The sequence below is a fragment of the Rahnella aceris genome (genome assembly GCF_011684115.1).
GTDB lineage: Bacteria > Pseudomonadota > Gammaproteobacteria > Enterobacterales > Enterobacteriaceae > Rahnella > Rahnella aceris.
Map to the genome: position 1 here is coordinate 1596439 of NZ_JAADJV010000001.1, position 21764 is coordinate 1618202.

Sequence of the window (21764 nt, forward strand, 5' to 3'; positions counted from 1 at the left end):
CACATCACAGCAAAAATGCGTCGGGAACAGGCGCACTATTTAGCCGGACTCTGATTTGGACGGACCCCGTGCAGAGACGGCCAGCTATCAGGCAAAAAATATGAGTGAAGATTCTGATGTACTTTATCGATTGCTGGTTCAGCGCGTAGAAGATTATGCGATTTATATGCTGACTCCCGATGGCCATATTGCGAACTGGAATGCCGGTGCGCAGCGGGCGAAAGGTTATACGCCTGAAGAAGTTGTCGGTAAGCACTTTTCCTGTTTTTACACCGAAGAAGACAGACAAAACGGCTGGCCGCAACGCGGGCTGGAAACGGCGCGTTCCACTGGCCGTTACGAATCCGAAGGCTGGCGACAGCGCAAAGACGGCTCGCGCTTCTGGGCGCACATTATTATTGAAGCCTTACGCGAAGCCGGAGAAATCATCGGATTTGCCAAAATCACCCGTGATGTCACGGAGCGTCGTGAAACGGAAAAGGCCCTGTTGCAGGCCAAAGAACTGGCCGAATCCAACAGCGAGCAGCTCTCGTCCCTGTCACATTTCCTCAATACCGTGATCGCCAATATCCCGTCCTCGGTGATTGTCGAGAATGCCGTCTCGCGCGAAATTCTGCTGGTCAACCGCCAGGCAGAGCGTCTGCTGGGGATTCCCCGCGACAAAATGCTCGGTAAGCGCCCGCAGGATTGTATGGGCATCGGACTGAGCACCTTTATTAATAAGCAATCGGATGAATGTTTGCGCGCAGAAGGCCTGCACCGCAGCGAGCAGCAATTACTGACGGCTATTGGCGACCGGACGTTACAGACCACCAGTTCGGTGATCCGCGGGCACGATCCTCAGACCAGCTACGTGATGATGATTGCTGATGACGTGACGGACCAACAGGCCGCCCACGCCCGTATTCACCACATGGCGCATCACGACAATCTCACCAGTCTGCCGAACCGCATTCTGTTCAGCCAGCGTCTCAGTGAAGCCTTGCAGCGCGACAGCTATACTCACAGCCACACCGCCACGCTGTGTCTGGATCTCGATAACTTCAAGAACGTCAATGACGCGCTCGGCCACCAGGTTGGTGACGAACTGCTGCGCGCGATAGCCAAACGTCTGCGCATGACGCTGCGCGATGACGACACGCTGGCACGCATCGGCGGTGACGAATTTGCCGTGGTGCTGCCGGGGCTGAAAGACATTTCTGCCGCGCACCAGATTTCCAAACGCCTGATTGAATCAGTACGTCCGCCAGTCATTATCGATGGCCATTCGTTATCCGTCGGCCTGAGCATCGGTATTGCGCTCGCCGGTTCGACGGAAAACACCCCCGATCAATTGCTGCGTTGTGCGGACATGGCGCTGTATGAAGCCAAACGTAACGGCCGCAACCGTTATGAAGATTTCCGCCTTGAGATGGATGCCGCCGCGCGCAAACGCCGGGTGGTCGAAATGGACTTACGCGACGCCATTACCTGTAATCAGTTGCGTCTTTACTACCAGCCGATCACCGATGCCCGTCACGATGCCGTAATGGGTTACGAGGCGCTCATGCGCTGGCATCATCCGGAAAACGGGCTGATCATGCCGGTCGATTTCATTCCGATTGCCGAAGAAACGGGGCTGATCCACAGTCTTGGCTCATTTGCGTTGCACGAAGCCTGCCGCGAAGCCGCAAGCTGGAAAGGCAGTCAGACGGTTGCCGTTAACCTTTCACCGATTCAGTTCAAAAACAGCGGGCTGCTGTCGGTGGTGGAATCAGCGCTGGAAGCCTCAGGGCTGGATCCGTCACGTCTGGAAGTGGAAATCACGGAATCGGTATTGCTCGATAACACGCTTGGCAATATCAGCACATTGCGGAAACTGAAATCGCTGGGTGTGCGGATTGCGCTGGACGATTTCGGCACCGGGTATTCGTCGCTGAGTTATCTGCGCTCTTTCCCGTTCGACAAAATCAAAATAGACCGGTCATTCATTAACGACATGCACGACAGCCGCGAAGCGCTGGCAATTATCCGTGCCATCACCGGCATGAGCCGCAGTCTGGACATTCAGACCACGGCAGAAGGTGTGGAAACCGACGAGCAGTTCCGGCGTCTGAAAGAAGAAGGTTGTACGTTGTTCCAGGGGTATTTCTTTGGGCGCCCTCAACCCTCAGAGTCACGACTAACCGGGTTCGCACCTCTCTGATGATAGGTATTAAACACGGTTTGTGCCGGGGATGATCGGGGGAACAGCGGTATATAAGCCTGTTATTTCTGACGATTGTTTTAGCTCCTCCCCCTGCGAAGGGGGAGGCTGAGAGGGGGTTTTAAGGGTTAACACCCGGTCAAAGTACACTTTAACTATCTGATTTTGCATTAATACCCCACCCCAACCCTCCCCTTCGCAGGGGAGGGGGCTGAACTGAATTCTCTGGCTCCCCTGCGAAAACTTCACCATTACTCACAAACTTGCAGACGAAACCACTGCCCGTGTCCGCTCCGGCTTGCGAATTATTCCTTAATACCCCGCCCGACCCTTTCCTTCTTTGGTAAAGCAACGAAATAGCGAACCATTAGCCAACTTATACCATTTATTTGATCGGCTTCTCATCCCGCAAAATCACGCACCATTACGATCCGTTAACATTAATTTAACGCACTACACTTGTGCATATAAGATGAATATCAATATCTTATAAAAAATTAAAACGATCCTCTGACTAAAGTGCGTAAATTTTAGTCTTTTGAAATTAAAAACAAATTCTCCTGTTTGCAAAACTTTTTCACGAACCATTACAAAATTGGTTCAGAAAATGCAAAGGACTGATTAACGATTTAATTCCCAGCGGGAAACTGACATATGACAACGCACTCCGGGGCGCTACCCCCTTCTAACGGCACATCGAATTCAGCGCTGGAACAGCTACGCCAGCTGATACAACAGCATCCGGATCAGACGCAGCCACTGCCTGCGGAGCGTGATCTGATGCAAATGTTTGATGTCGGCCGCCGTGAAATCCGCCGGGCGCTGGATGTGCTGGAAGAAGAAGGTCGCGTGTGGCGCAAGCAGGGGAAAGGCACGTTTATCGGGCCGAATGGTCCTGCCCAGCCGCTGAGCCTGCAGGCGTTACCGAAACAATCCAACTTACAGGAAGTGATGGAAGCCCGTCTGCAAATCGAACCGGGGCTGGCGAAATACGCCGCACTGCGCGCTACGCCGGAACAAATCCAGCTGATGCGCCGTTTACTGGACAAAGTGAAAACGATGTCGCGCGGTGATCCGGATCAGATTGAGCTGTGGGACAGCGCCTTTCACCGCGCTATTGCCGATGCCGCGGGTAACCGGTTGTTGCTCGGATTGTTTGATGCCGTCGACGCCATCCGCCGTGACCCGAGCTGGCTGGCGGTGCGCAACGCGGCACGCAATCAGGAGCGCCTGAACCGTTACGACGATCACCATGAACGTATCGTAGAACACATCGCCGCACGCCAGCCGAAAGAAGCCGCGAAAGTCATGCGCGAGCACCTTCTGGCGCTGCAACAGGCATTTCTTTCCACCCTGCATGATGATGACGAGGATTTTACTGATGACTGACCCCGCCGGACCCGTCAGGCCGCTGTTACACATTAACGACCTGAGGGTGCAATTTTCCGGTTCTCCCGCGACCGTGCTCGACGGTATTTCCTTACAACTGGAAGCCGGAAAAACGCTGGCGCTGGTGGGCGAATCTGGTTGCGGCAAAAGCGTGACGTCGCTGGCGCTGATGGGGTTATTGCCCGCCAGCGCTAAAGTGTTGCAGGGCGATATCCGGCTCAATGATACCTCGCTGCTCGGGCTGTCTGAGCGTCAGTACGCCGACCTGCGCGGTCAGGAACTGGCGATGATTTTTCAGGAGCCAATGACGTCGCTCAATCCGGCGCTGACACTGGGCGATCAGCTTGCCGAAGCGGTCATGCGTCATCAGGGTGTCGGCAAAAAACCGGCCCGCGAACAGGCGCTGGAAATCCTGAAAAAGGTGCAGATCCCCGCTCCTGAATTGCGGATGGAGGCTTATCCGCACCAGCTTTCCGGCGGTATGCGCCAGCGGGTGATGATTGCCATGGCGCTGATCAACCGTCCGCAGTTGCTGATTGCCGACGAACCGACCACCGCGCTGGACGTCACCATTCAGGCGCAAATCCTCGCCCTGCTCAACCGTATTCAGCAGGAAACCGGCAGCGCATTGTTGCTGATCACCCACGACCTGGGTGTGGTGGCGGAAGTCGCCGACAGTGTGGCAGTGATGTACGCCGGGCAGATCGTCGAACAGGGTCTGGTGACCGATATTTTCAATAATCCGCAGCATCCTTACACCATCGGGCTGATGGGGTCGATGCCGTCGCTGGCTCCGCGTCAGGGCGCGCTGTCCACCATTCCCGGTGCCGTGCCGTTACCGAAAGACATGCCGCAGGGCTGCCGCTTCTCGACACGCTGCCCGTTCGCCACCGAACGCTGCCACCAGGAGCGTCCGCCATTGCGCGCCCTGAATCAGTCGCCGCACCACGTCGCCTGTTTCTTTGCGCCGCTGGAAAACTATTTCGTGTTATCCGCCGAAGGAGCCTGCGCATGAGCCTCACTCCCCGCCCCATTCTGGAAGCCGCCGCGCTGAGCAAAGTCTTTAAAGGGCCATCGTCACTATTCAGCAAACCGAAAATCGTGCAGGCGGTAGATCGTGTGTCTTTGCGCGTCTGGCATGGCGAAACGCTGGCGATTGTCGGCGAATCCGGCTCAGGGAAGTCAACCCTGGGTCGCCTGTTATTGCAGTTGCTCAGCGCCTCCGACGGTGATGTGTTTTATGAAGGCGAAAACCTGAAACAGTTTTCGGCTGAACAGATGAAAAAGCTGCGCCGCGACCTGCAAATCATCTTTCAGGATCCGTTTGCCTCACTCAATCCGCGCATGACCGTGGAAGAAATCGTCGGCGAACCGCTGTGGCTGCACAACATTGTCAGTGGTAAAGCAGACAGACAGGAAAAAGTGCGCGAACTGCTGACCACGGTCGGCCTGCCCGCCGCATTCAGCAACCGCTATCCGCATGAGTTTTCCGGCGGTCAGCGCCAGCGCATCGGTATCGCCCGCGCACTGGCGTCCTCGCCGAAACTGCTGCTGGGGGATGAACCGGTGTCGGCGCTGGATGTGTCAGTGCAGGCGCAGGTGGTGAATCTGCTGGAAAGCCTGAAACAACAGTTTGGTCTGACGATGATTGTGGTCGCGCACGGTCTGGCGGTGATCCGCCATATGAGCGACCGTGTGGCGGTGATGTACCTCGGGCAAATCGTGGAACTGGCCCGCACCGATGACATTTTTGATCAGCCGCTGCATCCTTATACCCAGGCGCTGATTGCCTCCGCGCCGCTGCTCACACCCGGTGTAAAACGTCCGGTGCCCCTGTTGCAGGGTGATATGCCCAATCCGGCCAATATGCCCACCGGCTGCCGTTTCCATACCCGCTGCGCGTACGCCACCGACGAATGTCGTCTGGTGGAACCGCCACTCGAAACCGTCAGTGACAACCGCATGGTGGCCTGCCACCGCTGGAGCGAACTGCAACGGGACCGCACCTCGGTGCTGGTTCCGCCGCCGTCCGCCGCTTTTACCTTACGGCGTGCGCTGTTTGAACAAGCGAGCCAGTCCCGGCTTTCACTTTCCACTCCAACCTCAACCCAGGGAACCCGACCATGAGATTTGCACCCCGCTTAACTGCCTGCATTCCCGCCTTAATGTTGCTGACGTCTGCGGGCCTCGCCCATGCGGAAAGCACCCTGCGCATCGGCCTTGGCAGCGATCCTGACATGCTGGATCCGGCCACGGCGCGCACCTATTACGGGCGTTTCGTGTTCAGCGCCATGTGTGAGCGTCTGGTGGATGTCGATCAGCATCTTAAAATCGTGCCGGGTCTGGCGAAGGACTGGGTATACAGCGACGACGGCAAAACGCTGACCCTCCATCTGCGCGAAGGCGTGACCTTCCATGATGGCGAGAAATTTGATGCGCAGTCGGTGAAATACAATATCGAACGTTACCTGACGCTGCCGGGTTCTTTGCGCAAAAGTGAGCTTTCTTCCATTGAATCCGTTGAAGTCACCGCGCCGTACACCGTGGTTTTCCATCTGAAAACCGCAGATGCCGCGTTGCTGATGCAACTGACTGACCGCGCGGGCACCATGATGGCGCCGGAAGCGACGGCCAAAGGCAATGTGGCGGCGCATCCGGTCTGTTCCGGCCCGTACGAGTTTGTCAGCCGCGTTCAGCAGGACCGCATCGTGCTTAAGCGTTTTGAAAATTACTGGAACAAAGGCGCGTATCACTTCGATAAAGTGGTGTTCCTGCCTATTCCGGATGCGTCGGTTCGCCTGGCTAACCTGCGTGCGGGTGATCTAGACATCACCGAAGGTATTGCCGCCAGCGACACCGCAACGGTGAAAGCCGACAGTAATCTGCAACTGGCCAGTACCACCGGCCTCGGTTACATGGGGCTGACGATCAATATCGCCAACGGCACCGCCAATACCAATACGCCGCTGGCGAAAGATGCCCGTGTGCGTCAGGCACTGTCGCTGGCGATTGACCGCGACGCTTTGAATCAGGTGGTGTTCCAGGGGCAGTACACGCCGGCGAATCAAGCCTTCTCGCCTGCCAGCCCTTATCACGCCGACATTCCGGTGCCAAAACGCGATATCGAAAAAGCCAAAGCGCTGCTGGCCGCCGCCGGGGTGAAAACACCGCTGACCATTGATTTCCTGGTCGCCAACAACCCGACTTCTCAGCAGGTTGCGCAGGTATTGCAGGCGATGGTCAGCGAAGCGGGCATCAACCTGAATCTGCAAATGACCGAATACGCCACGCTGCTCGATCGCCAGCAACGCGGCGAATTCAAAATGAGCATGTCCGGCTGGTCAGGGCGCCCGGATCCGGACGGCAATATCTTCTCGTTCCTCAATACCAAAGGCGGCCTGAACGACGGCAAATACAGCAATCCGCAGGTCGATCAGTGGTTGCAGGAAGCGCGTCTGACCAGCGATGTGGAGAAGCGTAAAGCCCTCTACAAGCAGATTGTGGTGCAGGAAAACCTCGACGATCCGCTGGTGTATCTGTACTTCGAACCGCGCATTTTCGGCATGAGTAAAAAAGTGACCGGTTTCGTACCTTACGCCGACGGGCTGATCCGGCTGCAGGGTCTGGCGCTGAACAAGTAATTGCCTGAGGAAAGACAATGTTAGAACTGGTGGTGAAACGGCTGATTTCAGCCATACCGACGTTGTTTCTGGTCACGCTGATGGTGTTCTCGTTGCAGAAATTACTGCCGGGCGACCCGATCACCGCGATGGCGGGCGAGGAGCGGGATCCGGCAGTGATTGCGCAGTTACGCGAGCAATATCATCTGAATGACCCGATCCACAGCCAGTATTTCCACTGGGTCGGCAACGCGCTGCGCGGCGATTTCGGTACGTCGCTGCGCACGCAGGAACCGGTATTACAACTGATCGCCAGCAAACTGCCGGTGACGCTGGAACTGTCGCTGCTGGCGATGATTGTTGCGCTGATTATCGGCATCACCATGGGCGTGCTGGCGGCCGTTAACAAAGGCACCTGGATAGATAACGGCACCAATTTTCTGGCGCTGTCGGGGATTTCGATCCCCCATTTCTGGCTGGGTGTGCTGCTGATTATGTTGTTCTCCGTGAAACTCCACTGGCTTCCTGCGTCAGGTTACGTGCCGTTTTCAGAAGATCCGCTGCAAAACCTGAAAACCATGCTGCTGCCTGCGGCGGTGCTCGGTACCGGCCTTTCTGCCACGCTGATGCGCCATACTCGTGCGGCGATGATTGCGGTTCTCAAGGCGGATTACATCCGTACCGCCCGCGCCAAAGGGCTGCTGCCGAAAAAAGTGATCATGAAACACGCGCTGCGTAATGCGCTGGTGCCGATTATCACCCTGACCACCTTGCTGTTCGGCGAACTGCTGGGCGGCGCGGTGCTCAGCGAGCAGGTTTTCACCATTCCGGGCTTTGGCAAAATGATTGTCGATTCAGTGTTTAACCGCGATTACGCCGTGGTTCAGGGCGTGGTGATGGTGGTCGCCGTCGGTTTTCTGCTGATGAACCTGCTGGCCGACGTGCTGTACGTTCTGGTCAACCCACGCATGCGGAGAGCCTGAGATGAGCGTTTCTGTGATTTCCGTGACAACGTCACTCCCTGCCCGCGAGCCAAACCGCGTACTCAGCAAATTTCTGCGCAATAAAAGCGCAGTGACTGGCGCGGTGCTGGTCATCACCTTCGCCTTGCTGGCGTTGCTCGCCCCGTGGATTTCGCCGTTTGATCCGATCAAAGCCGATTTCATGGCGGTACGCAAAGCGCCTTCCGCCCTGCACTGGCTGGGCACCGATGAACTGGGCCGCGACATTTTATCGCGCCTGTTCTGGGGGGCACGTACCTCGCTGATGGCCGGTTGCGTGTCGGTAATTATCGCCATTGTGATCGGCGTTCCGCTGGGGCTTATCGCCGGTTTCTGGCAGGGCTGGATGGACAGCATTATCTCCCGCGTGGTCGAAGCGCTGCTGTCGTGTCCGTTTCTGGTGCTGGCGATTGCGCTGGGTGCTTTTCTCGGCCCAAGTCTGGGTAATGCAATGATCGCCATCGGGCTTTCCGCCATGCCGATTTTCGCCCGCCTGACGCGTGCGCAGGTGATGAGTATCCGCAACGAGGAATACATTGAAGGGGCGCGGGCGATTGGTCTGCCCGACCGCTGGATCCTCTGGCGTTATGTGCTGCCGAATGTGCTGTCGCCCATTCTGGTGCAGGCGACGCTGGCGATTGCCTCGGCGATCATCACCGAAGCCAGCCTGTCGTTTCTCGGCCTCGGCCAGCAACCGCCGGACGCCTCGTGGGGCGCGATGCTTAACACTGCGCGCAGCTTCCTTGAGCAGTCGCCGTGGATGTCAATTTTCCCCGGTCTGGCGATTTTCCTCACCGTACAGGGTTTCAATTTGCTGGGTGACGGGCTGCGTGATGCGCTCGACCCGCGTTCTGAATAAACCGTTTGCAGCTTTTTAAGGAAGAATACATGTCTGAGAATTACGATTTTAATGTGGCTTATCCGACCCTGCGTCCGACCATGATGGGTGCCAATGCGGTGTGTGCCTCGCAGCCGCTGGCGGCTCAGGCAGGCATGAAAATGCTGATGCTGGGCGGAAACGCTGCCGATGCCGCTATCGCCACTGCCATCGCACTCACCGTCCTTGAGCCGAGCGGCAACGGCGCAGGCAGTGACGCATTCGCGATCGTCTGGGACGGCAAAAAAGCCCACGGACTCAACGCTTCAGGCCGTTCACCGGCAGCGTGGACGCCGGAGTATTTCGCGGACAAAGGGTTAGATGCCGTACCGACCTACGGCTGGGATGCCGTCACCGTGCCGGGTGCAGTCTCCGGCTGGGTGGCGCTGGCAAAACGCTTCGGCACCCTGCCGCTGACCACGCTGGCGCAACCGGCGATTGATTATGCCCGCAACGGATTTCCGGTATCGCCGCTGATTGGCCGCCTGTGGGAAATCGCGGTGAAAAAACTGCATAACCAGCCGGGCTTCATGGAATGTTTTGCACCCGAAGGTCGTGCGCCGAAAATCGGTGAAATCTTCCGTAATCCGGCACTGGCTGACTCACTTGAACTGATCGCCAGAACCGAAGGCGAAGCATTTTATCGCGGCGAACTGGCGGAAAAAATAGTGGCGCACAGTCAGGCCCACGGCGGCGCAATGACGCTGGATGACCTGGCGAATCACCAGGCCGACTGGGTGGAAACCCTGCAGCAGTCGTTTGCCGGTGGCTCGGTTCATGAGTTGCCGCCGAACGGTCAGGGTATCGCCACGCTGATTGCACTGGGCATTCTCGACAAGCTGAATATCGGCAGCCAGCCGGTGGATTCGGTGGAAACCACGCATTTGTGTATTGAAGCGATGAAACTGGCACTGGCGGATCTGGACCAGCACGTCACCGACAGCGACCATATGTTCTTCGATCCGCAACTGTTCCTGAACGATGATTATCTGGCAGAGCGGGCAAAACTCATTGACCGCAGCAAAGCCAGCGACGTGACTTACGGCGCACCGCGTCCGGGCGGCACCGTGTATCTGACGACGGCAGATTCCAGCGGCATGATGGTCTCTTTCATTCAGTCGAATTACATGGGCTTCGGTTCCGGCGTCGTGGTGCCTGGCACCGGTCTGAGTATGCAAAACCGTGGCTGCGGATTTACGCTCGACCCGACACACGCCAACTGCGTCGCGCCAAACAAACGCACGCTGCATACCATCATTCCGGCCTTTGCCCAGGACGCCGCAGGTAAACCGCTGATGTCGTTCGGCCTGATGGGCGGTCCGATGCAGGCACAGGGACATCTGCAACTGGCGTTGCGCGTGATGCTGTATAAACAAAATCCGCAGGCCGCCATCGATGCGCCGCGCTGGCGGATCAACGGCGGGCGTCAGGTGGCGATTGAATCCACCTTCAATCACAACACGCTGGCAGCGCTGCGCGCAATGGGCCACGAACTGATCGTGGAAGACCCGCTCGGCGGCCACTCGTTTGGTGGCGCGCAGGTGATTGTCACCAATCCGGCAGGCGGTTATCTGGCGGGTACTGAATCCCGCAAAGACGGTCAGGCACTGGTGATGTAGGTCGGGTTTCACTCTGCACCGCGAGCGGGTTTTGCCCTGCTCCTCCCCCTGCGAAGGGGGAGGCCGGGAGGGGGTTTTAAGGGCTAACACCCTGTTTAAACAAACCTTAACATCAGTTTTTGACCTTAATACCCCACCCCAACCCTCCCCTTCGCAGGGGAGGGAGTTACCCCCGCCTTTGTGACTTCCCTTCCAAATCTTCGCTAAATCCATGTAATTCGATCCCATCGCTATAAAAATTTGAAACAGCGTTCTATAAATGGGGTGTTGAGTACTTTCCACTTTCATATGGAGAACGAATGTATGAGCCGTCCACTGTTTCATGGCGTGATCCCCCCTGTCGCAACGATCCTGAATGAGAATGAGCAGCTTGACCGTCAGGGGATGGCGCGTCTGATTGATTTTACGATTGAAGGCGGCGTGAACGGCCTGTTTTTCCTCGGCAGTGCAGGGGAATTCGCGCATATGTCTCAGGCGCTGCGTCATGAAGTGGCTGAGTTTTGCACCAGGCATGTTGCCGGGCGCGTGCCCGTTTTGATCGGCGCAGCGCATCCGGGTACGGCAGAAACGCTGGCCTTCGCGCAACACGCTAAAAGTATCGGAGCGGACGGCGTGGTGGTGGTGAATCCTTATTACAACCCGATAACTGAAGAAGCGCTGTATCTGCATTACCGCACGATTGCTGAAGGCGCGGGTTTGCCGGTGATCATGTACAACTATCCGGGACTGACGGGTCAGCCGTTGCCCGTCAGCCTGATCAAACGTCTGGCGCTGGAATGCCCGAACATTGTCGGCCTGAAAGATACCGTGGACAGCCTCAATCACATTCGCGAAACGATACAGGCCGTGAAACCTGAGCGCCCTGATTTCGCCGTGTTCTCCGGTTATGACGAATATCTGTTCGGCACGCTGATCCTCGGCGGCGACGGCGCGATCCCCGCCAGCGCCAACTTCGCCCCGCAACTCACCTGCGGAATTTATCGCGCCTTTAAAGAGAAAGATTTCGCCACTGCAGTAGAACTGCAACAACGGTTATCCTTCCTGCCTCCGCTGTACACGCTGGATACGCCGATCTACAACGTCATCAAATACGCCATTTCACAAGTCATCAGTGAAATGCCGGTGTATTCACTCAAACCGGCGCTGCCGCTGAGCAATGACAAACAAAAGATTGTGCGTGATATTTTGAAACAAGCGGGCGTCAGTGTCGTCGGCTAACGTTTCCTCTGCGCCTCCCCTTCACTGCGGGAGGCAAAAACCCTCAATCTAAATCGAAATCATTACTATTCCGCTTTAATATTCGTTACTCTATTCCCATGATTTACCAAGCCGAATGACTTTCATAACCTGATGATGCAAACACTCCTCGACAGTTTCCGCGAAACGCCGGTCAGCTGGGTTGCAGAGACTTTCAAACCGATGACACCACTGGTGACCAATGCGGTGCCGATGTCACTGCTGACCACTGCCGAAGGTTGCGCCAGCGTGCTCAAACGTTATCTGGATGCCAATGCCGCCGATGCCGCAAAGTGCGACACACGCCGTGCGCGGATCTCGATGTGGTCACAATGGTATTTCGCCACCCTGCTGCCAAGCTGGGTGATCGTCTCTCTGCGCCATGGCTGGCAGTTACCTATCGCCGCTGAAAATGTCTATCTGTGCATGCAGGAAGAAGGCTTACCTGCGCAAATTTATCTCGACGGCGAAGGCGAAGCGCTGACATCCGCTGAACCAATGGCGCGTTTCGATGTGATGATCGAACAGCAATTGCGTCCGGTTTGCGAAGCGCTGGCAGAATTCTCCGGTTTAAAGCCGGGCATTTACTGGAGCAACGCGGCAATCCGCGTCGGCTGGGGCGTCAAACAGGCAGAGCTGGTCAATGCCGATATCTCGGACGGTATGCGGCTGATGGAATCGCGCGAGCTGCGTTATGGCGGCAAAAACCCGTTATTTCAGCCGCTGCGCGCGGAAGATCCCTCAGACCCCGACAGTCCGCAATACCGCAAGCAATGCTGTCTGCGCTACGATCTGGCCGATCACGCCATGTGCCCTTCCTGCCCGTTATTGCTAGCAGAACGTAAATCCGGCAAAAGACGCAAAACCGTCGCCGGATAAATCAAACACTTACAAAACCTGAATAAACTTAGCGTAAAAAATGATTGGATCTTAGCCGCGGATAATTATAAGAATTGGGTTATATAGACCAACGAGGTATTTATCATGACTATGAAAACACCGAAGAGCTGGCCCTCCGCTCTTAACTCGCTGGCCTCAGAGGTGATTGATTCTCTGGCGCAACCCGTTAACCGCGTATGGAATACGTTAACTGGCAAGCAAGAACCGCTCAGAGCAAGGATTGTTCATCGTTACGCTATTCCGTCTTCCCGGACGATCAGCGTCACGGAAGGATTCTTCGGGTTTATTCCGGTGGAATCTTACGAAAACGAACGTTTTATTCTGGAAGTCGCTTACGCTGACAAACAGTATCAGGTAGAAGTCCCGCGGGCTTACTACCAGAAAAGTAATATCGGTGACGGTATCGACATCCACACGCTGTAACTGCCCCGCTTTTAAACAGGCTGCTCCTTTCGAGGCGCAGCCTTTTTTATGCCAAAAAACCTGCCTGACCCCACACTTCCCGCTTTAATTTTGTTCAATACATGAAAATTATTGACATAATAATCACCAGAATTTAGAAAATTATTTACATCCTATTCTTATAACAATGTTCTTTTCCTGAAGAGGTTAATGATGACCCGCACCGGACAGATTTCCCCTGCTACCGCCAGCCAGTCACGCCGCGCGCTCGTCGCCGGTTCGGTCGGTAATTTTATCGAATGGTATGAATTCGGCGTTTACGGTTATCTGGCGACGCTGATCGCCGGTAACTTTTTCACGCTGGAAGGCCAGACCGGCCTGACCGGGTTACTTCTGACGTATGCGTCGTTCGCGCTGGCGTTTTTCTGTCGTCCCATTGGTGCGATCATTTTTGGTCGCATCGGTGACCGCATTGGCCGCAAGCCGACACTGATCGCCGTCGTTCTGCTGATGACACTCGCCACAGCGATCATTGGTTTACTGCCGACGTATGCGCAGATTGGTGTAGCCGCGCCGCTGTTACTGACACTGATGCGCATGTTCCAGGGCTTGTTTGCGGGCGGTGAATTCGGTGGCGCGGTCTCCCTGATGACCGAATTCGCACCGAAAGGCAAACGCGGTATTTACGGCGCGTGGCAGTCGTTTACCGTTTCGCTGGGCTTGCTGACCGGCGTGGCGCTGGTCGCGTTGCTGGTTCAGACCCTTCCCGAAGCACAAATGAAAGACTGGGGATGGCGTATTCCGTTCCTGCTGGCGCTGCCGATGGGGCTGGTGGCGTTGTATCTGCGCCTGAAACTCGATGAAACACCCAACTTTGTTGCCAGTAAAAAGGCCGAACCGAAAGCGCAAAAAACAGCCGCTGAAAAAGCCTCTGCTGTCGCCACTGCCAAAGCTATTGCGCTGGGGATTGGCCGCATGATGGGCTGGTCGGCGGGCGGTTATACCTTCCTGGTGGTGATGCCGTCTTATCTGCAAACCTCCCTGCACGCCACGTTTTTACAGGCACTGGTGGCCACCGTGCTGGCGAACGTCGGTTTCGCGCTGGCTATTCTGCCTTCCGGCTGGCTGAGCGATAAAATCGGCCGTAAAAAAGTGATGATGATTGCCGTATTTGCCGTCATCGTGCTGAGTTTTCCGTTGCTGCATTTGCTGCAAAACCCTGAAAGCAGTCTGCTGGTGAAAGGCATTGCAGTGCTGATTGCCGGGGCAACAATTGGCATGATTGCCGGTCCCGGCCCGGCGATGCTGGCGGAAATGTTCCCGACCCGCGTGCGTTATACCGGTCTGGGATTATCCTATTCATTGTCGAACGCCGTGTTCTCCGGCTGTGCCGGTTTGATCATAACCGGTCTGATTAAAGAGACCGGCAATCTGGATATTCCGGCGTATTACGTGGTCGCCACCTGCGTGGTCAGCCTGTTTGCGCTGATGACGTTACGAAAAGACGATCATTTACGTGAACTGGAGGAATAAGCATGAATGGCAGTGACCTGCAGTCACGTCTGAACGCATTACAGGGCAGTTTTTCTCCAGCGGAAAAACGCATCATCACCATTATCAGGCTCAATCCGCTGGGTGTGGCGAAAATGGGCGTGACGGAACTGGCAAAATACGCTGAAACCAGCACCGCCACGGTGGTACGCACCAGCAAACGGCTGGGGTTTACCGGCTATCCGGCGCTGCGGCTGGCGTTGGCCGCAGAAACCTCCAGTCCGATGCCCATCGAGATGCCCCTGGCGGCGGATATCGGCGACAATGATTCGCCCAAACAGATCCTGCAAAAGCTGCTGGAATTCGAGGTCAAAGGCGCGACCGAGACCACGCAACTCCTCAGCGCAGCAACGCTGGAACAGGCGGTCAGCATCCTTTCACAGGCACGCCGGATTGATATTTACGGCACCGGTGCCTCAGCGCTGGTTGCTCAGGATTTCTGCCAGAAGCTGCGGCGCATCGGCGTTGTCGCCCAGACTTTTGGCAGCACCGACGAAAGTCTGGTGAGCGCCTGTCAGTTAACGAATGCAGATGCCGCGCTGGCGATTTCCCACTCCGGCCAGACGGCAGATGTCATTGAAGCGCTTACACAGGCTAAAGGCGCGGGGGCAACAACGCTGGCGATCACCGCCAATGGCCGTGCCGCCCTCGCCCGCAAGGCCGATATCGTGTTACGAACCAGCAGCCGCGAAATGGGTTTTCGTGCCGCGGCGATGGCCAGCCGGACCAGCCAGTTGTTGATCATCGACTGTCTGTTTATCGGTGTCGCGCAGCGTCTGCCGGGTGCGCGCGACGCCTTGCGCAAAACCCACGACGTCGTGCGTCAGCGCCGCCGCTGATATTCTTACGCTCTGCTGCGCGCCTTCTATACTTCATAAAACACCTGAGTTTATGAGGGCATGCATGTTCACCCATCGTTTGGTATTTCCTGCCAGCGTACTGCGCGGGCGCGGCGCCATTAAGCATCTGGGCGCGATGTGCGGACGCTTAGGCCAGCGGGCAATGTTAGTGGGCGGTAAACGCGCCATTGCCAGCGTCGAGGCGAAAGTCGCGGATCAGCTCGAGCAGCAGATGGTCAGTTATCTTGGCAGTGAAATCTTCAACGGCGTATGTTGTCAGGAGGAAATCAACCGGCTGGCAGACGTGTTCCGCACGCAAGGGGTGGAAGTGATTATCGCCACCGGTGGCGGAAAAGCGCTGGATACCGCCAAAGCGGCAGGCGTGGCGTGCAATATTCCGGTGGTGACACTGCCGAGCATTGCGGGCACCTGTTCGGCGGTGACCTCGCTGGCGTTCCGTTATCATCAGGACGGTGAATTCCGTGACATGATGCCGTTACCCTGTGGCCCCGCTGCGGTGGTGATCGACGCTGATTTACTGGCCACCGCCCCGCTGCAATGGCTCTCAGCGGGCATCGGCGATACGCTGGCAAAATGGTACGAATATCGTGCCATCAGCGACCTGAATCAGCTTACCGGCCTGGCAGGTGTCGCCAGAACCAACAGTGAATTGTGTTACACCCTGATCGAACATTTCGCCGCCGACGCCTGTTTTGCGGTGCATGACGGCAAAGCCAACAACGCCCTCGAACAGGTGCTCGATGCCATTTTCCTCTACGCCGGACTGACCTCAGTCATGAGCAACGGCGCACACACCGGCGCTTCCCATGCGTTATACGAAGGTTTCACCGCCTGCCCGAAAACCCGCCACATCCCTCATGGTTTACTGGTCGGTTACAGCAACCTGTGCCTGCTGGCACTGGAAAACCGCAGCGACGATGAGTTGCTGACCGCCATCGCCCTGGCCCGCGACAGTGCCATACCAACACAGTTAGCGCATATCGCGACAGGGCTGACGGAGCAGGATCTGGCCGTGATTATTGACCGCAGTCTGAGCACGCCGGATATGGCGAACATGCCGTGGGAAGTGGAATTTGCGGAAATTCGGGCCGCCATGGAGAGAGTGGAGAGGCTTGGGGCGAAAATTAATTAGATTTTGGGATGCCCTTAACGATAGGGCTAAAGCGGCCATGACTCAGCTCCTCCCCCTGCGAAGGGGGAGGCTGGGAGGGGGTTTTAAGGGCTGACACCAGAGTAAAGCTAACATCAACTCTTTGATTTTACTTTAATACCCCACCCCAACCCTCCCCTTCGCAGGGGAGGGAGTAAGGCTCAGACTCCCTGAATTCTGAGATCCCACAGCTTACTCCGTATCAGTTGTTTCAGCCGGTTCGAGGCCTGCGACGCCGGTTGATCCCGGCGGCTCAGCAAAATCACCTCAAATGGCAGGGGTTCCACTACCGCCACGATCTTCAGTTGATCAACATACCGCCGGGCGGTAAACGTATCGACCACGCCGACACCGCCGCCTGCCAGCACCATGTCGGCGATCACCGAGTAGGTTTTGATGAACAACGCCGAGTGCGGCATCAGACCGTTTTCGCGCAGGACGCGGTTGAGCACCTGCCCCAGCGGATCCTGCTGCTGCAACATCAGCAGATCGTTTTCACACAGCCACGCCAGCGTTACCGGCCCTTCGACCGGGGAATCTTTGGGCAGGAGCGCGACCATATTGGCCTGATAGATCGACTCAGCAACCAGTTCCTGCGTGGCCTGCTCGCCAAATGCCAGCGCGAAATCCATTTTGTATTGCAGCAAGTCCTGACTCAGCGTGTTGAAATGTCCGGTCACCAGTTCGACGCTGCCGCCGGGCGTCTGACGGCGGAAATCCACCAGCACCGGCGCCATCACGCTGTGTCCGAGGGCGTGCGCCGAACCAATGCGCACATGCTGGCCTTCGCCCTGACGTAACTGTTCCGCCAGCTCACCGATGGCCTGAATATGGCTGAATAACGCTTCGACTTCCGGCATTAACCGCCGCCCTTCCGGCGTCACAATCAGCCCCTGCGGTGTACGGTCAAACAGCGTGAAACCCAGTTGCTGCTCAGCGTGATTCAGCACGCGGCTGACATTGGGCTGCGACACGTTCAGCAGGCGCGCCGCGCCGCTGACGCTGCCCGCCTGTAACACGGCCTGAAACACTTCGATGTGGCGTAAGCGCATTGCGGCCCTATTTCTGCGAGGTGGCTAAGTACGAGAAAGCACTTAACAGGCTGATAATATTAGCAACGGTCGGGCTGTGATAACCGACGGTGACGGCATCGAGACGCTCAACGCCGGGGATCAGACAGAATAAATCTGCCAGGACCGGTTTCGCAGTCATCAGTTCAAGATGGTATGGCGCACTGAATCTTCCGGCAGTGAGCGGCGCAGGTTTGCTGACGGCAATGGTCGCCTGTTTACGGATTTTGGCACAGGCAATCGACGGGCTGTCGGATTCGGCGGCATTGGCGGAAATCGCCCGTTTGACGCAGACATATTGCGATTCAGGGTAATAGCGGCGGATCCAGGTTTCGAGGTGATCGTCGCCGGTCACCAGCCATAACGGCACGTTGAGTTCCGCACCGGCAGCGGCGTATAAGTCGCTTTCGCCGACCACGTTGCCGTTGAGTTTAACGCGGTAAAAAGCGCGGCCATTGATGGTGTGCGCCAGTACACCGTTTTCGCCTGCGGCAGTGTGATAGCCGACAAACATCAGGCCGTCGTATTGCTGTTGTTGCAGCCCTTCGACCATCGATAAACCACGCGGTTTACCCTGTACCAGCCTGGCTCGCGGGTCGATTTTATCGGCGCGCAGGTTTTGCATCATCGCGTGGCTGTCGGCCACCGTCACTTCCATCGCGCCACCAGCAAAAGCGCCGTCGATGGCGGCGTTAACTTCGCCTTCCATCAGTGCACGGGCGGCCTCGTAATCTGAATTCCCCGGGCTGCACTGCTCAGGACGCATGACACCCGCAATACCTTCAATGTCCGCAGAGATAAACACTTTCATCAGTCGTTCCCTTTTTGGTTTGGTTACCAGACGGAGGCTAAACCCACACCCCATCCCAGCCTTCCCCTCGTGAGAGGGGAAGGAGCCAGGCTAGTTCGCCAGATTATCTAATACTTCACTCAACCCCGGCCGGTAATGTCCGTCGAATCCGCAAACGGTTTCAGCACTCAGTAAGGCATCAATAATAGCGTGTTCTGTGGCGTCTGCCGCCAGTGCCAGTAAAGGCTCAAGTTCGGCATCCGGTAATGTGACACCGTCACGTTGCGTCGAAAATGCCAGCGCGATATCCCCTGATCCATGCCCCCAGTAACTGCCCAGACGCCCTAACCCGGCACCGGCGCGTTTGGCAATGCGTCCGAGCTGGCGGCTGTCAAGATAGCAATCGCAGGCCATCACAATAATCACCGAACCGGCGTCCACCTGCGGCGCCAGTTGCGGAAGGATTTGGGCGATGGCTTCGCCGGCACGCACGCCGTCAAGCGTCAGGTCAGAGAGTTTGCCGAAGTTCGCCAGCACCAGTACGCCTAATGTCGCGTTTAGCGTTTCGCACCAGCGCGAGGCGGTGCCGATGCCGCCTTTTAAGCCAAAGCTGCTCATGCCACGTCCGGCACCCACGCTGCCACGGGCGAAGGTTTTTGTCGCGCTGTCGAGTGCGGTCAGCGCGTCGTCTTCACTCACCGCCATCGCCTGAATATCATTAAGATAGAAATCATTGCACTCGAGGATAACCGGATTGATGGTGGCATCAGGACGGCCAATCTGCGGAAATTGCTGACAGCTGCGTTTCACCAGCGCATTAAATAACGTGCCGGTGGCGAAGGTATTGCTGAGCAGTACCGGCGTTTGCAGCTCGCCCAACTCCATCACCTGAATCAGCCCCATCGGTTTGCCGAAACCGTTTAACACCGCCACGCCACAGGGCAACGGCTTTTCATACAGATCGTCGCCCGGCGGCACGATGGCGGTGACGCCGGTCTGCACATCTCCGGCGGCCAGCGTGCTGTGTCCGACAGTCACGCCGGTCACATCAGTCAGTGAATTGGTGGCACCGCACGGGAAGCGCGGGCGGAAAATCTGGCGCGACCTGCGCCAGCGTTGCAGCAAGGCGGACAACGCCTGCTGCTGAAATTCATCTTCATGTTGTTGCGGATGCATCAGTTTTCCGTTTCAGCTGTTCGGTGACTATTACTTTTTCAGTTTAGGATCCAGCGTGTCACGCAGCGCGTCGCCGAGCAGATTAAATGCCAGAACCGTGAGGAATATCGCCAGCCCCGGGAACACGCTGACGTTCCATTTGCCCGCCATCATCATATTACGGCTCATCGCCAGAATATTGCCCCACTCCGGCACATCCGGTTCCGGCCCCAGACCGATAAAACTCAGGCTGGCTGCGGTCAGGATACTGGTGCCAATACGCATGGTGAAATAGACGATGACGTTTGAGAGCGTGCCCGGCAGGATATGACGCAAAATCACCACCCTGTCCGGCGCGCCGACGCAGCGAACTGCTTCGACATAGGCGCTTTGTTTAATCGATAACGTAGCAGCGCGCACGATGCGGGCAAACACCGGCACGCTGAATACCGCGACCGCGATGATCACGTTGTTCAGCCCCGGACCGAGAATAGCCACGACTGCAATGGCCAGCAACATGCCCGGAAAAGCGAACAGCACGTCGGAGCCACGCATGATCAGCATATCCAGCCAGCGGCCGTAATATCCGGCCAGCAGCCCGAGTAACACACCGGCAATCATGCCGAGCGTGACCGAAAAAATACCGACATAAAGGGAGATACGCGCACCATAAATGATGCGGCTGAGGACATCTCTTCCCAAGTCGTCGGTGCCGAACCAGTGTTCCGGCGTCGGACCGACACCGAGTGCCATCCAGTCTGGTGTCATCGGGTCAAAAGGTGCCAGCCACGGCGCGAACACCGCAACAAGCACCAGCAGCAGGATAAATCCGCCGGAGACCAGTGCCATCGGATGACGGATAAAGGTGTGAAAAAAGTCGTACCACGGCGAGCGGATATCATCGTTTTGCGAGGCTACCGCAGCCGGTTGGATTTCTCCCGGAGGAGAGACAGGATCGGTCATGAGCAGCTCCTAACGCAGACGGATAGCAGGATTGACCACCGCGTACAGCAGATCAACCAGCAGGTTTATCAGAATAAATTCAAACACGAACAGCATGACCAGTGCCTGAATCACCGGCTGATCCTGCGTTTTGATGGATTCGATCAGTAACCAGCCCAGCCCCGGCCAGCTGAACACGCTTTCGACAATGATCGAGCCACCGAGCAGGAAGCCAAATTGCAGGCCAAGCATGGTGATAATCGGGATCAGCGCATTACGCATGATGTGTTTCCACGTCACCAGACGCGCGCGTAATCCTTTGGCGTTGGCGGTGCGCACATAATCTTCCTGCGCCACGTCGAGAAATGCTGAGCGGGTGAAACGCGCCATGACTGCCGCCACCGAGGAACCCAGGGTGATTGCCGGTAAGATAATGTCAGCGGGCTGATTAAATCCGCTAACGGCAAATATCCCGAACGGCATGGCGACAAACTGGATAAGCAACAATCCGAGCCAGAATGGCGGCATGGAAATGCCGCCGACCGCCATGCTCATCAGCGTCCAGTCCTGCCATTTTCCACGTTTGAGCGCAGACACCACGCCAATCACCAGCCCCAGCACCACTGACCAGGCAAAGCCCGCCAGCGCCAGCAGCAATGTCGGCATAAACCCGCTTTCAATCACACTTAACACCGGCTGACGCGTGCGGTAAGTGGTGCCCAGATCGCCGTGAATCATGCCGTCCAGCCAGTGCCAGTATTGCGCAGGCAGCGGATCATTCAGACCAAGCAGTTGCCGTGCTGACTCAACCGCCTCAACCGGCGCATCCTGACCGGCGTAAATACGCGCAGGGTCACCCGGCAGCAGCTTGATAAAGCCGAAAACCAGTAATGACACCACCAGTAAAACGGGGATCATTTCCAGTATCCGGCGGATAAAATAGGTCAGCATAAAAGTGATTCCCTGAATTCAATAAACTCCCTCCCCTGCGAAGGGGAGGGTTGGGGTGGGGTATTT

Annotated in this window: 19 protein-coding genes; 14 read left to right on the plus strand and 5 right to left on the minus strand. The window is 56.7% G+C overall.

Annotation, left to right across the window (positions count from 1 at the left end; all coding sequences use genetic code 11):
* The first annotated feature begins 100 nt into the window (after positions 1 to 100).
* From GW591_RS07125 to GW591_RS07190, 14 genes are all read left to right on the plus strand, one after another.
* Entirely contained in the window at positions 101 to 2185 is a 2085-nt protein-coding gene (locus GW591_RS07125) for a putative bifunctional diguanylate cyclase/phosphodiesterase (protein ID WP_013575708.1), read from the plus strand.
* A gap of 654 nt (positions 2186 to 2839) precedes the next feature.
* The gene (locus GW591_RS07130) at positions 2840 to 3574 is read left to right on the plus strand and encodes a FadR/GntR family transcriptional regulator (protein WP_013575709.1); all 735 of its coding nucleotides are present in this window, start codon (positions 2840 to 2842) and stop codon (positions 3572 to 3574) included.
* The gene (locus GW591_RS07135) at positions 3567 to 4589 is read left to right on the plus strand and encodes an ABC transporter ATP-binding protein (protein WP_013575710.1); all 1023 of its coding nucleotides are present in this window, start codon (positions 3567 to 3569) and stop codon (positions 4587 to 4589) included. Before GW591_RS07130 ends, GW591_RS07135 begins: the two co-directional genes overlap by 8 nt.
* Positions 4586 to 5701, plus strand: a complete 1116-nt coding sequence (locus GW591_RS07140) for an ABC transporter ATP-binding protein (protein ID WP_013575711.1) — start codon at positions 4586 to 4588, stop codon at positions 5699 to 5701. The genes GW591_RS07135 and GW591_RS07140 overlap by 4 nt, the downstream gene beginning before the upstream one ends.
* Positions 5698 to 7215, plus strand: a complete 1518-nt coding sequence (locus GW591_RS07145; RefSeq protein WP_013575712.1) for an ABC transporter substrate-binding protein — start codon at positions 5698 to 5700, stop codon at positions 7213 to 7215. Before GW591_RS07140 ends, GW591_RS07145 begins: the two co-directional genes overlap by 4 nt.
* Before the next feature lie 17 nt (positions 7216 to 7232).
* Positions 7233 to 8177, plus strand: coding sequence for an ABC transporter permease (locus GW591_RS07150; RefSeq protein ID WP_119261705.1), 945 nt, complete (start codon positions 7233 to 7235; stop codon positions 8175 to 8177).
* 1 nt (position 8178) lies between these two features.
* Positions 8179 to 9054: an ABC transporter permease gene (locus tag GW591_RS07155; RefSeq protein ID WP_013575714.1), complete on the plus strand. Its 876-nt coding sequence runs from the start codon at positions 8179 to 8181 to the stop codon at positions 9052 to 9054.
* A 29-nt stretch (positions 9055 to 9083) separates the two neighbouring features.
* A complete protein-coding gene (locus GW591_RS07160) occupies positions 9084 to 10691 on the plus strand; it encodes a gamma-glutamyltransferase family protein (RefSeq protein WP_015690009.1) in 1608 nt (535 codons plus the stop codon).
* 303 nt (positions 10692 to 10994) lie between these two features.
* Positions 10995 to 11909 (plus strand): dihydrodipicolinate synthase family protein, encoded by a 915-nt coding sequence (locus GW591_RS07165; RefSeq protein ID WP_013575716.1) that lies wholly within the window; start codon positions 10995 to 10997, stop codon positions 11907 to 11909.
* Between the two features lie 132 nt (positions 11910 to 12041).
* Positions 12042 to 12806 (plus strand): siderophore-iron reductase FhuF, encoded by a 765-nt coding sequence (gene fhuF, locus GW591_RS07170; RefSeq protein WP_013575717.1) that lies wholly within the window; start codon positions 12042 to 12044, stop codon positions 12804 to 12806.
* Between the two features lie 105 nt (positions 12807 to 12911).
* Positions 12912 to 13250: a hypothetical protein gene (locus tag GW591_RS07175; protein ID WP_013575718.1), complete on the plus strand. Its 339-nt coding sequence runs from the start codon at positions 12912 to 12914 to the stop codon at positions 13248 to 13250.
* 192 nt (positions 13251 to 13442) lie between these two features.
* Positions 13443 to 14762 (plus strand): MFS transporter, encoded by a 1320-nt coding sequence (locus GW591_RS07180; protein WP_013575719.1) that lies wholly within the window; start codon positions 13443 to 13445, stop codon positions 14760 to 14762.
* 2 nt (positions 14763 to 14764) lie between these two features.
* Positions 14765 to 15619, plus strand: a complete 855-nt coding sequence (locus GW591_RS07185) for a MurR/RpiR family transcriptional regulator (protein ID WP_126124930.1) — start codon at positions 14765 to 14767, stop codon at positions 15617 to 15619.
* A gap of 64 nt (positions 15620 to 15683) precedes the next feature.
* A complete protein-coding gene (locus GW591_RS07190; protein ID WP_166860416.1) occupies positions 15684 to 16772 on the plus strand; it encodes an iron-containing alcohol dehydrogenase family protein in 1089 nt (362 codons plus the stop codon).
* A gap of 179 nt (positions 16773 to 16951) precedes the next feature.
* On the opposite strand, the gene GW591_RS07195 is transcribed toward GW591_RS07190, so the two are convergent.
* From GW591_RS07195 to GW591_RS07215, 5 genes are all read right to left on the minus strand, one after another.
* Entirely contained in the window at positions 16952 to 17842 is an 891-nt protein-coding gene (locus tag GW591_RS07195; RefSeq protein WP_126124932.1) for a LysR family transcriptional regulator, read from the minus strand.
* 7 nt (positions 17843 to 17849) lie between these two features.
* On the minus strand, positions 17850 to 18671 hold the full coding sequence (locus tag GW591_RS07200; RefSeq protein ID WP_126124933.1) for a M55 family metallopeptidase: 822 nt from the start codon (positions 18669 to 18671) through the stop codon (positions 17850 to 17852).
* A 90-nt stretch (positions 18672 to 18761) separates the two neighbouring features.
* Positions 18762 to 19826 (minus strand): DmpA family aminopeptidase, encoded by a 1065-nt coding sequence (locus tag GW591_RS07205; protein WP_126124934.1) that lies wholly within the window; start codon positions 19824 to 19826, stop codon positions 18762 to 18764.
* A gap of 30 nt (positions 19827 to 19856) precedes the next feature.
* On the minus strand, positions 19857 to 20768 hold the full coding sequence (locus GW591_RS07210; protein ID WP_015690020.1) for an ABC transporter permease subunit: 912 nt from the start codon (positions 20766 to 20768) through the stop codon (positions 19857 to 19859).
* 9 nt (positions 20769 to 20777) lie between these two features.
* Positions 20778 to 21698: an ABC transporter permease subunit gene (locus GW591_RS07215; RefSeq protein ID WP_013575734.1), complete on the minus strand. Its 921-nt coding sequence runs from the start codon at positions 21696 to 21698 to the stop codon at positions 20778 to 20780.
* Positions 21699 to 21764: the final 66 nt, after the last annotated feature.

What these genes read in the sequence shown, in the direction of transcription:
- GW591_RS07125 (WP_013575708.1), top strand. Translation starts at nt 101, where the DNA reads ATGAGTGAAGATTCTGATGTACTTTATCGATTGCTGGTTCAGCGCGTA.
- GW591_RS07130 (WP_013575709.1), top strand. Translation starts at nt 2,840, where the DNA reads ATGACAACGCACTCCGGGGCGCTACCCCCTTCTAACGGCACATCGAAT.
- GW591_RS07135 (WP_013575710.1), top strand. Translation starts at nt 3,567, where the DNA reads ATGACTGACCCCGCCGGACCCGTCAGGCCGCTGTTACACATTAACGAC.
- GW591_RS07140 (WP_013575711.1), top strand. Translation starts at nt 4,586, where the DNA reads ATGAGCCTCACTCCCCGCCCCATTCTGGAAGCCGCCGCGCTGAGCAAA.
- GW591_RS07145 (WP_013575712.1), top strand. Translation starts at nt 5,698, where the DNA reads ATGAGATTTGCACCCCGCTTAACTGCCTGCATTCCCGCCTTAATGTTG.
- GW591_RS07150 (WP_119261705.1), top strand. Translation starts at nt 7,233, where the DNA reads ATGTTAGAACTGGTGGTGAAACGGCTGATTTCAGCCATACCGACGTTG.
- GW591_RS07155 (WP_013575714.1), top strand. Translation starts at nt 8,179, where the DNA reads ATGAGCGTTTCTGTGATTTCCGTGACAACGTCACTCCCTGCCCGCGAG.
- GW591_RS07160 (WP_015690009.1), top strand. Translation starts at nt 9,084, where the DNA reads ATGTCTGAGAATTACGATTTTAATGTGGCTTATCCGACCCTGCGTCCG.
- GW591_RS07165 (WP_013575716.1), top strand. Translation starts at nt 10,995, where the DNA reads ATGAGCCGTCCACTGTTTCATGGCGTGATCCCCCCTGTCGCAACGATC.
- fhuF (WP_013575717.1), top strand. Translation starts at nt 12,042, where the DNA reads ATGATGCAAACACTCCTCGACAGTTTCCGCGAAACGCCGGTCAGCTGG.
- GW591_RS07175 (WP_013575718.1), top strand. Translation starts at nt 12,912, where the DNA reads ATGACTATGAAAACACCGAAGAGCTGGCCCTCCGCTCTTAACTCGCTG.
- GW591_RS07180 (WP_013575719.1), top strand. Translation starts at nt 13,443, where the DNA reads ATGACCCGCACCGGACAGATTTCCCCTGCTACCGCCAGCCAGTCACGC.
- GW591_RS07185 (WP_126124930.1), top strand. Translation starts at nt 14,765, where the DNA reads ATGAATGGCAGTGACCTGCAGTCACGTCTGAACGCATTACAGGGCAGT.
- GW591_RS07190 (WP_166860416.1), top strand. Translation starts at nt 15,684, where the DNA reads ATGTTCACCCATCGTTTGGTATTTCCTGCCAGCGTACTGCGCGGGCGC.
- GW591_RS07195 (WP_126124932.1), bottom strand. Translation starts at nt 17,842, where the DNA reads ATGCGCTTACGCCACATCGAAGTGTTTCAGGCCGTGTTACAGGCGGGC.
- GW591_RS07200 (WP_126124933.1), bottom strand. Translation starts at nt 18,671, where the DNA reads ATGAAAGTGTTTATCTCTGCGGACATTGAAGGTATTGCGGGTGTCATG.
- GW591_RS07205 (WP_126124934.1), bottom strand. Translation starts at nt 19,826, where the DNA reads ATGCATCCGCAACAACATGAAGATGAATTTCAGCAGCAGGCGTTGTCC.
- GW591_RS07210 (WP_015690020.1), bottom strand. Translation starts at nt 20,768, where the DNA reads ATGACCGATCCTGTCTCTCCTCCGGGAGAAATCCAACCGGCTGCGGTA.
- GW591_RS07215 (WP_013575734.1), bottom strand. Translation starts at nt 21,698, where the DNA reads ATGCTGACCTATTTTATCCGCCGGATACTGGAAATGATCCCCGTTTTA.